The 12,550-nt window shown below is 62.7% G+C and carries 14 protein-coding genes; 3 read left to right on the top strand and 11 right to left on the bottom strand.

Annotated elements, in window-relative coordinates:
• Both ACFI9K_RS24805 and ACFI9K_RS24800 read right to left on the bottom strand, forming a co-directional pair.
• A partial coding sequence (locus ACFI9K_RS24805) for an IS3 family transposase (protein ID WP_462665971.1) occupies positions 1-417 on the bottom strand: 417 nt, incomplete at its 3' end.
• Positions 414-902 carry a transposase gene (locus ACFI9K_RS24800; RefSeq protein WP_462665970.1) on the bottom strand — a complete coding sequence of 163 codons (489 nt, stop codon included), beginning with the start codon at positions 900-902 and terminating at the stop codon, positions 414-416. The genes ACFI9K_RS24800 and ACFI9K_RS24805, both read right to left, overlap by 4 nt.
• A 132-nt stretch (positions 903-1,034) precedes the next feature.
• Between ACFI9K_RS24800 and ACFI9K_RS24795 the strand changes: the two genes are divergently transcribed.
• Positions 1,035-1,829, top strand: coding sequence for an SDR family NAD(P)-dependent oxidoreductase (locus tag ACFI9K_RS24795; RefSeq protein ID WP_462665969.1), 795 nt, complete (start codon positions 1,035-1,037; stop codon positions 1,827-1,829).
• 73 nt (positions 1,830-1,902) lie between these two features.
• Here the strand turns inward: ACFI9K_RS24795 and ACFI9K_RS24790 are convergent, their stop codons facing one another.
• The 7 genes from ACFI9K_RS24790 to ACFI9K_RS24760 form a co-directional block, all read right to left on the bottom strand.
• Positions 1,903-2,661 (bottom strand): SDR family oxidoreductase, encoded by a 759-nt coding sequence (locus tag ACFI9K_RS24790; protein WP_222091689.1) that lies wholly within the window; start codon positions 2,659-2,661, stop codon positions 1,903-1,905.
• 57 nt (positions 2,662-2,718) lie between these two features.
• The gene (locus ACFI9K_RS24785; RefSeq protein ID WP_462665968.1) at positions 2,719-3,600 is read right to left on the bottom strand and encodes a glycosyltransferase family protein; all 882 of its coding nucleotides are present in this window, start codon (positions 3,598-3,600) and stop codon (positions 2,719-2,721) included.
• Positions 3,597-4,802 carry a glycosyltransferase gene (locus ACFI9K_RS24780; RefSeq protein ID WP_462665967.1) on the bottom strand — a complete coding sequence of 402 codons (1,206 nt, stop codon included), beginning with the start codon at positions 4,800-4,802 and terminating at the stop codon, positions 3,597-3,599. Before ACFI9K_RS24780 ends, ACFI9K_RS24785 begins: the two co-directional genes overlap by 4 nt.
• 122 nt (positions 4,803-4,924) lie before the next feature.
• A complete protein-coding gene (locus ACFI9K_RS24775; protein WP_462665966.1) occupies positions 4,925-5,662 on the bottom strand; it encodes a 1-acyl-sn-glycerol-3-phosphate acyltransferase in 738 nt (245 codons plus the stop codon).
• Between the two features lie 15 nt (positions 5,663-5,677).
• On the bottom strand, positions 5,678-6,433 hold the full coding sequence (locus tag ACFI9K_RS24770) for an ABC transporter permease (protein ID WP_462665965.1): 756 nt from the start codon (positions 6,431-6,433) through the stop codon (positions 5,678-5,680).
• On the bottom strand, positions 6,430-7,413 hold the full coding sequence (locus ACFI9K_RS24765) for an ATP-binding cassette domain-containing protein (RefSeq protein WP_462665964.1): 984 nt from the start codon (positions 7,411-7,413) through the stop codon (positions 6,430-6,432). Before ACFI9K_RS24765 ends, ACFI9K_RS24770 begins: the two co-directional genes overlap by 4 nt.
• 94 nt (positions 7,414-7,507) lie before the next feature.
• Positions 7,508-8,473, bottom strand: coding sequence for a lysophospholipid acyltransferase family protein (locus tag ACFI9K_RS24760; RefSeq protein WP_462665963.1), 966 nt, complete (start codon positions 8,471-8,473; stop codon positions 7,508-7,510).
• Between the two features lie 116 nt (positions 8,474-8,589).
• On the opposite strand from ACFI9K_RS24760, the gene ACFI9K_RS24755 reads away from it, so the two are divergent.
• Both ACFI9K_RS24755 and ACFI9K_RS24750 read left to right on the top strand, forming a co-directional pair.
• A complete protein-coding gene (locus tag ACFI9K_RS24755; protein ID WP_462665962.1) occupies positions 8,590-9,993 on the top strand; it encodes a GntP family permease in 1,404 nt (467 codons plus the stop codon).
• 89 nt (positions 9,994-10,082) lie between these two features.
• The gene (locus ACFI9K_RS24750; RefSeq protein ID WP_462665961.1) at positions 10,083-10,937 is read left to right on the top strand and encodes a type IV toxin-antitoxin system AbiEi family antitoxin domain-containing protein; all 855 of its coding nucleotides are present in this window, start codon (positions 10,083-10,085) and stop codon (positions 10,935-10,937) included.
• Positions 10,938-10,969: 32 nt separating this feature from the next.
• On the opposite strand, the gene ACFI9K_RS24745 is transcribed toward ACFI9K_RS24750, so the two are convergent.
• On the bottom strand, positions 10,970-11,674 hold the full coding sequence (locus ACFI9K_RS24745) for a M50 family metallopeptidase (protein ID WP_462665960.1): 705 nt from the start codon (positions 11,672-11,674) through the stop codon (positions 10,970-10,972).
• A gap of 62 nt (positions 11,675-11,736) precedes the next feature.
• Positions 11,737-12,550, bottom strand: an 814-nt coding sequence (locus ACFI9K_RS24740) for an acyl-ACP desaturase (RefSeq protein ID WP_462665959.1), incomplete at its 5' end; no start/stop codon positions are given.

Here is a 12,550-nt window from a genome sequence, read left to right as displayed (position 1 = left end):
CTCCCCGACCCGGAACTCGGTGACATCGGTGACCCACTTCTGATTCGGGGCCGCCGCCGTGAACTGACGGTCGAGGATGTTCGCCGCGACCGCCCCGACCTGACCCTGATACGAGACATACCGTCGACGGCGCCGCACAGCACACGCCAACCCGAGCTCACGCATCACCGCGAGCACGGTCTTCTTCGCCACCCGCCACCCCGCGTCGACCAGGACTCGGTGCACGCGCCGATGCCCGTAACGACCGTGATTGTTCTCGAACGCACTGCTCACCGCCGCTTTCAACGCAGCCTTCGGATCGGGTCGACGCAACTGCGCCTGACGGTAGAAGAACGTCGAGCGGGCCAAGCCGGCGACGTCGAGCAACACATCGAAGCGGTACTGAGCCTTGAGGGCGATGACAGCGAGAACCTTCACCGTCGTCCCTGTTCCCTCAAGGCCCGCAATTTTCCCAGATACGCCACCTGAGTGCGCAGCCGCTCGTTCTCCTCACGGAGGCGGTCGAGCTCACCGGCCCCATCGGCATCTGCCGTCGACTGTTTCGGCGGTCGACCCGCACTCTTGGGACGCAATCCCTCGTCGCCGTCGCGGCGATACGCACGCACCCACGGTTCGATGATCTTCCCCGACGACAGACCGTACTCACGCGCCAACTCGATCTTGCTCTCACCCGCCAGAAAACGTTGCACCACAGCAAGTTTGAACTCGAACGAGAACTTCTTTCGGTCCGGCTTCTCCACCAACACGCTCCCGCCTCGAACCCGCCAACGGTCGTGAAGACTCCTCACCGCCCACGACCCGATATCCAACTGCGCAGCGACCGAGGACGACCCACGGCCCTCCTCGAACAACGCTACCGCCGCAACCCGCTGATCCTCGGTAAGCGAACTTCGTACACGCATACACACGCTCCCCAATAGTCGGAACTGAATTACTCAGTCCAACTTTTGGGGAGCGGTGCAGGGCCGGTGAATGGACCATTCACGTCTTCGAAAGGCGCACACTGGAGCCGTTCCACAACACAGGGAGGCTTCATGAACATCGACCTCGACGGTCGGACGGCATTGATTTCCGGCTCCAGCCAAGGCATCGGACTGGCAATTGCCACCGAATTGGCCCGTGCCGGTGCACGGGTCGTACTCAACGGACGCAACGCATCCGCACTCGATGCGGCCGAAGCACAACTGCTCACCGAGGTACCCGGCGCACGAGTGATCGTCGTGGCAGGAGATCTCGCGACTGCCGACGGGGTCGAGACGCTGCTCGCCACGGTCCCGGTGGTCGACATTCTGGTGAACAATCTCGGAATCTTCGGCGCCAAGCCTGCACTCGATATCGACGACGACGAGTGGCGTCGCTATTTCGAGGTCAACGTGCTCTCGGCCATCCGACTCATCCGGACGTATCTGCCGGCCATGACCGAATCCGGTTGGGGCCGAATTCAGAACATCTGCAGCGATTCCGCGGTAGTCATTCCCGAGGAAATGATTCACTACGGAATGACGAAGACCGCACTGTTGGCGGTGACCCGTGGATTCGCGAAAGCTGCTGCCGGGACCGGAGTTACGGTGAACTCCGAAATCGTCGGGCCTACCCATACCGAAGGCGTCGAGAAATTCGTCGCCGAACTCGTCGGCGACGAACTGCCCTGGGACGAGGCACAGGCGCAATTCATGAAGGAGCACCGGCCACAGTCGCTGATCGGACGCCTGATCGAGCCGAAGGAAATCGGCAACATGATCGTCTACTTGAGTTCGGAGCAAGCCTCCGCAACCACCGGGGGCGCACTACGCGTCGACGGCGGCTACGTCGACTCGATCCTGCCGTAGTCGACCGTCCCGGTGAATGGACCATTCACACCCGTCTGGGCAGGTGAATGGTCCATCCACGCCGTCGCAGGCGTCAGTCCTTCGGACCGCCGGCTGCGTAAACGACCTGACCCGAGATGAAGCCGGCACCCTCGCTGACGAAGAACGACGCGAGGTGCGCGATGTCGTCGGGATGCCCGACGCGATTGACCGGAATCTGCGACGCTGCAGCAGCTTTGAAGTCGTCGAACGACATTCCGACACGCTCCGCCGTTGCTGCCGTCATCTCGGTCTCGATGAATCCGGGGGCGATGGCGTTGGCGGTGACGCCGAACTTTCCGAGCTCGATGGCGAGGGTCTTGGTGAATCCCTGCATGCCGGCCTTGGCCGCGGAGTAGTTGGCCTGGCCACGGTTACCGAGGGCGGAGGTGCTGGATAGGTTGACGATCCGGCCCCACTTGGCGTCGATCATGTGCTTCTGCACCGCACGCGTCATCAGGAACGAGCCGCGCAGGTGCACGCCGAGAACGGAATCCCAATCCTGCACGGTCATCTTGAACAGCAGATTGTCGCGGGTGATGCCGGCATTGTTGATCAGGACGGTCGGAGCACCGAACTCGCTCGCGATGCGGTCGACTGCCGCCTGCACCGACTCTTCGTCCGCCACGTTCGCTCCGATGGCAACCGCCTGCCCACCTGCGGACTCGATAGCCCCGACGGTGTCGCTGCACGCGGCCTCGTCCAGATCGACCACGGCCACCCCGAAACCATCCTTGGCCAGACGTTTGGCCACTGCCGCACCGATGCCACGTGCACTACCGGTGACAATGGCCGTTTTGATCTGATCACTCACGAGTATCTCCTGAAAAGTTGCCGCTACGATCGGTCACCTGTTTCTACCAGGCCAGCATCACAGCCCTCGTACGGCAGCGTCGAGGCCGTCACCCATGCGGCTGCATGCGCCTTGGGCGGGCGCTACCAACGGTTCTAACTTGTCGATGAGCTGACGCGGCGGGTGGGTGTTGAACGCGTCGCGCGCTGGGAGCCGATCGAGCGGCAATCCGACGGTGTCGAGATAATCGTTGTACTTGAACGTCGGTTCGTCGTTCCCGCTCGAGGGAATGTCCACCAGTTGCGTAGGAGTGCCCACAGAATGTCCGACAATGAGTCCGTGTAGACAGGACGTGACCACGAGGTCCGCGGACTCTATCGACCCGATCACGGTCCTCGGGTCGGTATTGGGTGCCACGATGGAGAACCCTGCCCGATCCGCCGCACGCAACTCGGCTCGTCCTGTCTGCGACATCCAGGTCCGGAAGTGTGGGAGGAATACCTTGGCGCGGCGGCGCTGGGGGCGGCGAGGTAATGCATATGCGAGCACGCCGGGATCACCGAACGGTACGTTCGACGTGCCTCCCAGCGCTGCAGCTGTTGCCGGCCCACGCACAGCATGGATCTTTCCGAGCCGCTCGATCTTCAAACGCATCCAGTCGGGGATTGCCGCGGCGTCGCGAAAACCGGTTCCCCACACCTGAGCAGATTCGCCACCACAGTAAAAATAGAACTCGAGGATAGATCCGATCCCCACCACATCGGCCTCTGGTGCTGGAGCCCAGACAGGCTTTCGACCGGTCGCGAACTCGAAGGCCAACGGCGCCAACTCGTCGCCGAAGTTACGTATCGGTGCGCGCGACGCGGCAACGAAGCGGGCCCAACCGGCCCCGTTGAATTTCAATTCCTGTCGGAGCAGTGGCCTCATTCTCATCGGGCTCCACCAGAACAAGGTTGTCATCGAGCCGTCCTCCTCCCCGCGTCGAGGTAGATCTCGCGTAACCGTTTCTCGAACGGAATGCGGGTAAACCGCGCGCGAGCCCAGTGCCGGGTGGTGTCTGCATCGACGAATGCGGTGTCGTCGGCGAGGCATCGCACAAGTCCATCGATCAGACCGTCGTCGGTGTCGGCGACGGTATGGAACAGCGAATCAGGCCCGATACCCTCAGTCCCCACGTGGGTGGAAACGACTGGGACTCCCCACAGCATTGCTGAGATCGTTTTGAATTTGACGCCCGCCCCAGTACGCAGCGGTATCACGGCACAGTGCGCTGAGCGATAAAAAGGAACGATTGATTCGACGAATCCGGTCACCGTGATCGAGGGCTGCGAGGCGGCGACATGCTGCATTCGATCCGACGGCCGCGCACCGACAATCATGAGATGGGCGTCCGGGTGTTCAGCGATTACACTCGGCCAAATTTTATCCATGAGATGCATTGCTGCAGTTTCATTTTCGATCCGTGCGAACGCACCGACAAAGACCACGTTCTTACCGTCCACGCGGTTGGGACCGACGAGATCGAACATCCCTGGTTCCTCCAGATCAGGGTGGACGACCTCGATCACACAGGTAGGATTTTCCGCCGCGACGAGCTCAGCATCTTTTTGACTCAAAACAATTGCCGTGTCGAGTTGGGACAACCAGCGTCGTTCTCGCGCCCGGTTGATCCGCGCCAGTGGTCCCGCAGTGATGCGGACGAAGAAATGCTCCGAAGTGGACGCCTGCCTGGCAATTCGCTGACTGACCACATCGTGAACCACTCCGATCAGGCGAGCCTGCGGTGCAATCTTGCGTATCCAGCCAGCCATCCGGATGTATTCCATCCACTGCAATTCGACAATGTTGGATCTCTGGAGCCGTCGACGCAGCTCGGGATCACGGCGCGCCGCTCGGCTGAAGGGCACGCCCCAGCCGTATGCATCAACCAACCCGGCTAGCCAGTGGACAAAGCCATCGAACCGCGAGGCCCCATACCCAAGGAGTCGAATGTCGATATTTTCCGTCCAAACCTGCTCGGCTGCACATTGGTTGTCAGGAAAGTCTGGAACATAGAAAACCGTCGATAGTTCCGCCGCCAGGGCTTTGGCATGCGCGAGAACATACCGACCACCGGCATGAGTTGTCTCGGAATATGGTGCCGCAAGCAGTAGTGAAGTCAACCGGACACGATCGTGTGTCACCAGTAAAAGCCTTCCGTCTTGCCGATACGAACCTATCGGACATTACCGACGACAGACTAATTGGCCAACCTTCAGAGCGGTTCGGAAGCTCGACAGCCGCGTCAGTACGCCGCCACCGCGCCATCGAGTGCTTTCTGCATTCCCTCGGCCACCACCCGAGTGATGTCGATCGGCTTCTGGGGCAGATCGGTGATGGGAGTGTCGATGTAGACGCTCGCCTGCTTCACCTTGGCCGAGCCGGGGCCGTAGCTCAGTCCTATGCAGATCAAGGTCGGCTCGACGCCGAGTTTCCGGGCTCGCATCGCGATGTGGCCGATTCCGCTGCCGACGTGCTGCACCGTCGTCGGATCCTCGAGGTTGCAGGTGCCCTCGGGGAACACTGCGAGATCGTCGCCCCGCTTCATGCGCTCGGCACTGACATCCATCATCCGGTTGCCCGCAGCGCTGACGGCGCGCATTCCATGATTCTTGCCACGGAAGACGGGAATGCCGCCCATCATGTCGATTCGCTTGCGCTGCTTGGGTTCCTGGAACAGCTCGTCCTTGGCCAATACCCTGGTACGCCCGATCACCGGACGCAGCGGCGACGCCCACGCCGCCGCTGCGAGGGTGTACGGATCACTCTCGGTGAGGTGATTGACCGCGATGAGCAGACGAGTGTTGTCGTAAACCAGCCGCCGCAACTCCTCCCGGGCACCCTCGGGATACGACACCCTCGGACGGAAGCGCCGGGCGAGAGCGGCGTAGGCCAGCCTCGCAACCTGACGATTCTGCTGATGCCGCAGATAGAAGTCGTACACGGTCATATCGTTTTCGAGAATTACCGCAGGCCGATCCATGACGCGAGCTTAGCCTCACACCCGCGAAGATCCCATAGCCCGGATCCCGACGGCCAGTCCGACTGCCGCGGTGACCGCGGCCGCAACGACTCCTGCCGTCACCGTCGAACCGGTGAACTCGCCGGCAAACAGTGCACGCTCGGCATCGACCAGATAGCCGAGAGGATTGAGATTCACCAGGACTTGCATCCATCCCGGGGCAGCGGTCAGCGGAAGCATGGTGCCGGAAAGGATGAGCAGCGGAAACATCAGGGTCTGCTGGATGGACCAGAACACCCAATCCTGCCCGCGCACAGCCAAAGCCAACGCGTAGGACAACGCGCCGAGCCCGACGCCGAACACCCCGAGCAGCACGATTCCCACGACGGCACCGAACGGATTCACGGACAGGCCGAGCGGCAATGCGACCAGAACGATCAATACGGCCTGAGCAGCGAGCGGCACCATTTCCTTGAACGCCCGCCCGACGAGCAGAGCCGATCGTGGCAACGGGGTGACCAACATTCGCTCGTGCGAACCTTGCTGCAGCTCGGCCAGCAGATTCGAGCCGGTCATGGAGGTACCGAAGATGGTGATCATCGCGAGCACGCCCGGCACGAACCAGTCCCAGACACTTCCGTCTCCGAGACCGGGGACATCCGTGAGCAGCGGGCCGAACAGTGCCAGCAGGATCAGCGGTTGAACGAGACTGAAGATGACAGTGAACGGATCGCGCACCATCGGACGCAATTCCCGCCCCATCACCAGGGCGCTTCCGGAGAGAACGTTCATCGGAGTTCTCCTGCCGCGCTTGCGTTGTCGAGCGCCGCGTGGCTCTCCCGAAGACTGCGGCCGGTGAGTCCGAGAAACACATCGTCGAGAGTCGGTCTGGTCATGTCGGCCGTCAACACTTCGATTCCGCGAGATTCACTGAGCCGCAGCACCTTCGGAAGCACCACCTCGGCCCGCCCGACTCGAATGTTCAACCGCGAACCCGATCTCGTGATGTCTCTGACACCGTCGATTCCGTCGAGTAGCGGGAGGAGCGACGCCGCGTCGGAGACGGTGAGGACGATCAGATCACCGGCCAGTTCCGATTTCAGTGCCGTGGCCGTGTCGTCGGCGATGACGGTTCCGTGGTCGACGACGATCACCCGCTCGGCCATCGAATCGGCCTCGTCGAGGTAGTGGGTGGTCAAAACGATGGTCGTACCCATCTCGCGTCGCAGCCGGAGGATGTGATCCCACAGGTTGGCCCGACTCTGCGGGTCCATGCCGGTGGTCGGTTCGTCGAGGAACAACAATGCCGGTCTGTGCACCAGCCCCAGGGCGATGTCAAGTCGTCGACGCTGCCCGCCGGAGAGAGTTGAGACGGTACGCGACCGGAGTTCGCCCAGTTCGAGAGCATCGATCAATTCGTCTGCGCGAGTTCGTGACCGGTGACGAGTCATGCCGTAGCACTGCCCTTGCACGACGAGCTCGTCGTGGACGCGCTGGTTGTGCCCCGCTCCGTTGCCCTGCCCCACATAGCCGAGGCTGCGGCGGACTCGATCTCGATCCCTGCGCACGTCGAACCCTGCGATCCGGGCCGAACCCGACGTCGGTGCGAGCAGCGTGGTCAGCATTCGCAGCGTGGTCGATTTGCCCGCACCGTTGGGGCCGAGGAGAGCGACCAGCTCTCCCTCACCGATCGTCAGATCGATGCCGCGCACCGCCTCGACGGTCTTCTTGCCCTGCCGAAAAGTCTTGGTCAATCCCGATGTTTCGATCATGTCGCGCCCCTCGTCGTATCGGTGAATCCGTACGAGAGGAGACGCTAGAAACGATCGCGGTCAGCTACGGTCCGCGATGGTCGGCGCGCGTGAACTAGCCGAACACCGGGAACTTGCGCTTCCTCGCAAGCTCGTCCATACCTGCCTGAATACTGGCCCGCACCTCTTCGTACTTCGCGTCGACGTACGCCTCGTCGTCGCACCGCGCCGGATCGTGATCGAGTTCGACCGGCGGCATGAATCGGGTGCGGATTTTCGCGGGCAACGGAATCTGCGGGAGCGCCGCCGGCGCAATGATCCACGGGAGCGAGATAGCGATGGGAAAGACCTTCAAACGCGCAATCTTGTCCAGCTTCAACGCCTTCGACAGTTTGTCACCGCGAATGAGAACCGGCATCGCGTCGGCCCCTCCCACGGTCGCGACCGGAACGATGGGTACTCCCATTCGAATGGCGAGCTTGATGAAACCGGTTCGACCACCGAGCGTCGCCTCGTCACGCTTGCTCCAGGGACGCAGAGAATCGACCTCACCGCCCGGCCACACGATGACGTCCCGACCTTCGGCCAACGCGGTCGACATCGAGTCCGGTGCTGCAGGAAGTACGCCCATCGATCGAAAGACTTTGCCGATCAGTGGGAATGCCATCAAGGCGTCGTGTGCGGTGCCGTGCAGGATGCGCTTCTCACCGAAGTGTCGCCACCACTGCGCGCCGACGGTCCACGCGTCCCAGACGAACGGCGCTCCCGAATGCACCCCGACCACGAGAACCGGTGATTCGGGAATGGTCTCCCATCCGTCGATCTCCATACGGAAGTAGCGATCCATCACCCCGTTCCACAGCTTCTGCTGACGGTCCATCGCCTCGGTGTCCTGGTCATCGAGGTCCCAGTCGCCGGCCCGATCGGCGACCACGGCTCCGAGGCCACCCGACGCCTTCGCACGTCGCTCCTTCATCTTCAGCCGCGCCGACGCGGCGTAGCGCTGCGCTTGCTCGCGCAGTGCTTCCTTCGTCGGCTGCTCGGAACGATCCCCACCCAGTACGTGATCCCCATCACTCATACCCGCACGCTACTCCCACCCAAACTTCACACCCCACTGCGTGCTCGATAAACGCAGCGCAGACGCCGGAGTGTCCGTTATGGTCGAAATTCGGACCGAGCGGACGAGGTACATCGATGGACCCCATTGAACCGGCATACGGAACGACGCCCCTGCTGCTGATCGCCGCCGCAGCCGTCGCGATCCTGCTGTTCCTGATCATGAAGGTGAAGCTGCACGCCTTCGTCTCCCTCGTCCTGGTCAGCGCGGTCACCGCTGTCGCCGCAGGGATTCCACTGGCAGACGTGCCATCGGCACTGCTCTCGGGCTTCAGTTCCACCCTCGGCTCTGTGGCACTTCTGGTCGCTCTCGGCGTCATGGTCGGTCGACTGCTCGAAATCACCGGTGGCGCTCAAGTATTGGCCGACACTTTGATCAACCGCTTCGGTGCCAAGCGTGCACCGCTCGCCCTCGGTGTCGCGGCACTCATCTTCGGCTTCCCCATCTTCTTCGACGCCGGTCTCGTCGTCTTTCTGCCCATCATCTTCACGGTCGCCAGACGCTTCGGCGGGTCGGTGCTGCTCTACGCCCTGCCGACGGCCGGGGCGTTCGCCGCCATGCACGCCATCGTTCCCCCACACCCGGGACCAGTTGCGGCCACCGACCTCCTCGGTGGAGACATCGGACCCGTTCTACTGGTCGGCGTTCCCGTCGCCGTGGTCGCCTGGTTCGTCGGTTCCTATCTCGTCGGTACCCAGCTCGGCAAACGATTCGTCACCGCGCCCGCAGACCTCTTAGCGGATGGATCAGGGAATTCCGAGGAACACGACAAAGAGATGGCCGCACTCCGCGACCCGGCTCCGAAGTTCGCTGCAGTGCTGTTCATCCTCTTGACGCCACTGGTGCTCATTTCGCTCAACACCGTCGTCAACACTCTGACCACGTCCGGCGTGCTGACCGGAGACGAAACGTGGGCCGCTGCGCTGACCCTCATCGGACAGACACCCATCGCGTTGCTGATCACGCTGCTCCTGGCGCTGTTCATCCTCGCGCCGGGACGCTTCCCGGTCGCCGACGGTGCCAAGTACATGGATCAGGCTCTGGGGCCCATTTGCTCGATCATCCTGATCACCGGTGCGGGCGGCATGTTCGGTGGAGTGCTGAGGGCCAGTGGCATCGGGCAATCTCTCACCGCATCGTTGTCCGATCTCGGGCTGCCGATTTTGTTGCAGGCCTTCCTGATTGCCACCGCGCTGCGCGTCGCGCAGGGTTCGGCGACCGTCGCTCTCACCACCACCGCCGGATTGATCTCGGTGCAGGTTGCCGAGCTCGGTCTGAGCAACTTCAAGATTGCGCTGCTGGTGTTCGCACTCGCTGCCGGAGCCACCGTTCTCTCCCATGTCAACGATTCCGGCTTCTGGCTCGTCAGCCGCTTCTTCGGCATGGACGAAAAGACGACTCTCAAGACCTGGACCGTCATGGAAACCACACTGGGACTGGCGATCTTCGCCGTCGCATCACTGCTGTGGGTGGTGTTCTAGCGTTCGGTGCAAAAATCTGCGATCAGCGAGGGTTTCAACACCCGATTCCGGTCAGGGAACCGTCGTGGCCGCTGCACCGTCATACTCGCATGCTCAACGATGTTCTCAGTGCCCAGGACGGCGTGATCACCGGTGCCCAGGCGATGGCGTGCGGACTGTCACGGCAGCAGGTGGAGCGACGCGTCCGCTCCGGCTCGTGGGAGCGCAAAGCCCCGAACGTCTACTTCGCCTGCAATCGTGAGTTCGGTGATCGCGCCCGAGTGCGGTGCGCGGTGTGGGGTTCCGGAGCAGGTGCCGCTGCTTCGGGGATGACCGCAGCTTTCTGGCTCGACCTCGAACCGAAACTGTCCGGAATCCTGGAGGTCACCACTCCACGTTGCGGACGGTCACACGCATTACCCGGCACCCGTGTGCGACGACGGGATCTGGCGTTCTCCGATGTGATCGTCCGGAAAGGCGTACGCGTCACAGCAATTGCGCTCACCGTCCTGGAGGCCGCGGTCAGTGCAGCGGGTGGCGTCGGCGTCATGGATCGGGCGCTCGGGCGTCACACGAGCATCGGCGCGCTTCGTGCCGCACACGCTCGCAATTCGGGCCGGCGTGGCTCAGCGGCCGCTGGTCGGCTGCTGAAGGCAGCCGAAGGAGGCGCTCGGTCCGAGGCGGAGCGGATTATCGTTCGGCTGCTGACGGACGCAGGAATTACCGGCTGGGTGGCGAACTTCCGCTACGGCAGTTTCGTCATCGATGTCGCGTTCCCCGCCGTGCGACTGGCAATCGAGATCGACGGGTGGGCGTTCCACAGCGACGCAACCGTGTTTCAGAATGACCGGCACCGCCAGAACGAGCTCAGCCGCGACTGGACGGTGTTGCGGTATACCTGGGCTGATCTGGTGGAGCGGCCCGATTCTGTTCTGGCCCAGATTCGGTGCAGAATCCCTCACTGAGCGAGGGATTTCGCACCCGAACAGCGCGACGATTACTCCACCGGAACGAGAATGCGCCACGCTCCCAAGGCCAATGAACCCACGGTGACGAGCAGGAACAGCCCGACCCAGACGATTCCCGGCAGAAAGGTCAGTCGAGCGAGCTGATCGGCGTCGGAGTCTCGCGCCCGTCCGGCGCTGCGTGATCTCTGCAGCTCGAGGACCGGCCGTGGACCGGCGATCAGCAGGAAGAACGTGATGAAGTATGCCGCGGCGACCTGTTGTTCCCCGGTGCCCCACCAGGAGACGACGAACAACAGTCCACCGACGGTCACGAGCGAGAGCAGTCCGTAGATGTTGCGAATCATCAACAGCATCAGCGCAATCGAGATGATGCCGAGCCACAACACCGCCGAGGCCCGCTGTGTACCCAGCACGAGAGCGGCCCCGAGGCCGAGCAACGACGGACCGACGTAGCCTGCGAAGGTCATCGCGATGACGCCGAGCCCGGTGGGCTTGCCCTTCGAGATCGCGACGCCCGAGGTATCGGAGTGCAATCGCAGACCCATCAGCTGACGCCCGGTGATCAACGCGACGAACAGGTGCGCGCCCTCGTGGGCAATGGTCACCACGTTGCGCGCGATCCGCCAGGTCTGCGGCAACACGACAATCACGAGCGCCAGCACGGCAGCAACTTGGACGATCCACACCGGCGGATCAGGACTCACCGCGGAGATGCGGTCCCAGAATTCGTTCACACCACACCCTATGTGAGCGGAACTTCGTAGCAGACTACGAAGTTCCGCTCACGTCGGCCAGGTCAGGAAGCGCGGGCTTCGGCCTTGGCGCGTTCGCGGGCGAGGGAGCGGTCTCGCATTTCCTCGAACTTGGTGGCTTGGCGTTCGAGGTCTTCGAGGAACGCGGCGAGTTCTTCACGCTTGTTCTCACCGCGGGCGGTGAAGTCGTTGCGCTCGAAGACCTGCCACTTGCGCAGGACCGGCCAGACGACGTCTTCGAGGTGCTGACGCAGATCGTAGATGCCGTGCTTGGCCATGAGCACACCGTTGCGGCGGAAGTTCGGCATCCCGGCACCGGGCATGACGAAGTTGGTGACGATGTCGGAGACGGCCTGCAACGTCTGATCGGGGGAGATGTCCATCGCCGCGCCGGTGATGTTGCGGTAGAAGATCATGTGCAGGTTCTCGTCGGCGGCGATGCGCTGGAGCATCCGGTCGGCGATCGGGTCGTCGCAGACCTTGCCGGTGTTGCGGTGCGAGACGCGGGTGGCGAGCTCCTGGAAAGTGACGTACGCGACCGAGTGCAGCAGACCGACCTGTGATCCAGCCGGCGATGCGTAGCCGTTGGTCATGTGGATCATGCGGGCTTCTTCGAGGGCGACGGGATCGACGCCGCGGCTGACCACGAGGTAGTCGCGCATGACGATGCCGTGGCGGTTCTCTTCGGCGGTCCAACGCCCGACCCAGGTGCCCCAGGCACCGTCGCGGGAGAAATTTTCGGCGATCTCACGGTGGTAGGAGGGCAGGTTGTCCTCGGTGAGCAGGTTGGTGATCATCGCGGCTTGGGCGACGTCGGAGAGCTTGGACTGCTCGGGGTCGTAATCGGTGCCGCCGAGA

It is taken from the genome of Rhodococcus sp. PSi06, from assembly GCF_054960675.1.
This window is presented reverse-complemented; position numbering and strand designations above follow the sequence as displayed.

Bases quoted from the DNA above. Each gene is read 5' to 3' on its own strand.
- ACFI9K_RS24800 (WP_462665970.1), bottom strand. From the start codon at position 902: ATGCGTGTACGAAGTTCGCTTACCGAGGATCAGCGGGTTGCGGCGGTA.
- ACFI9K_RS24795 (WP_462665969.1), top strand. From the start codon at position 1,035: ATGAACATCGACCTCGACGGTCGGACGGCATTGATTTCCGGCTCCAGC.
- ACFI9K_RS24785 (WP_462665968.1), bottom strand. From the start codon at position 3,600: ATGACAACCTTGTTCTGGTGGAGCCCGATGAGAATGAGGCCACTGCTC.
- ACFI9K_RS24775 (WP_462665966.1), bottom strand. From the start codon at position 5,662: ATGGATCGGCCTGCGGTAATTCTCGAAAACGATATGACCGTGTACGAC.
- ACFI9K_RS24770 (WP_462665965.1), bottom strand. From the start codon at position 6,433: ATGAACGTTCTCTCCGGAAGCGCCCTGGTGATGGGGCGGGAATTGCGT.
- ACFI9K_RS24765 (WP_462665964.1), bottom strand. From the start codon at position 7,413: ATGATCGAAACATCGGGATTGACCAAGACTTTTCGGCAGGGCAAGAAG.
- ACFI9K_RS24760 (WP_462665963.1), bottom strand. From the start codon at position 8,473: ATGAGTGATGGGGATCACGTACTGGGTGGGGATCGTTCCGAGCAGCCG.
- ACFI9K_RS24755 (WP_462665962.1), top strand. From the start codon at position 8,590: ATGGACCCCATTGAACCGGCATACGGAACGACGCCCCTGCTGCTGATC.
- ACFI9K_RS24750 (WP_462665961.1), top strand. From the start codon at position 10,083: ATGCTCAACGATGTTCTCAGTGCCCAGGACGGCGTGATCACCGGTGCC.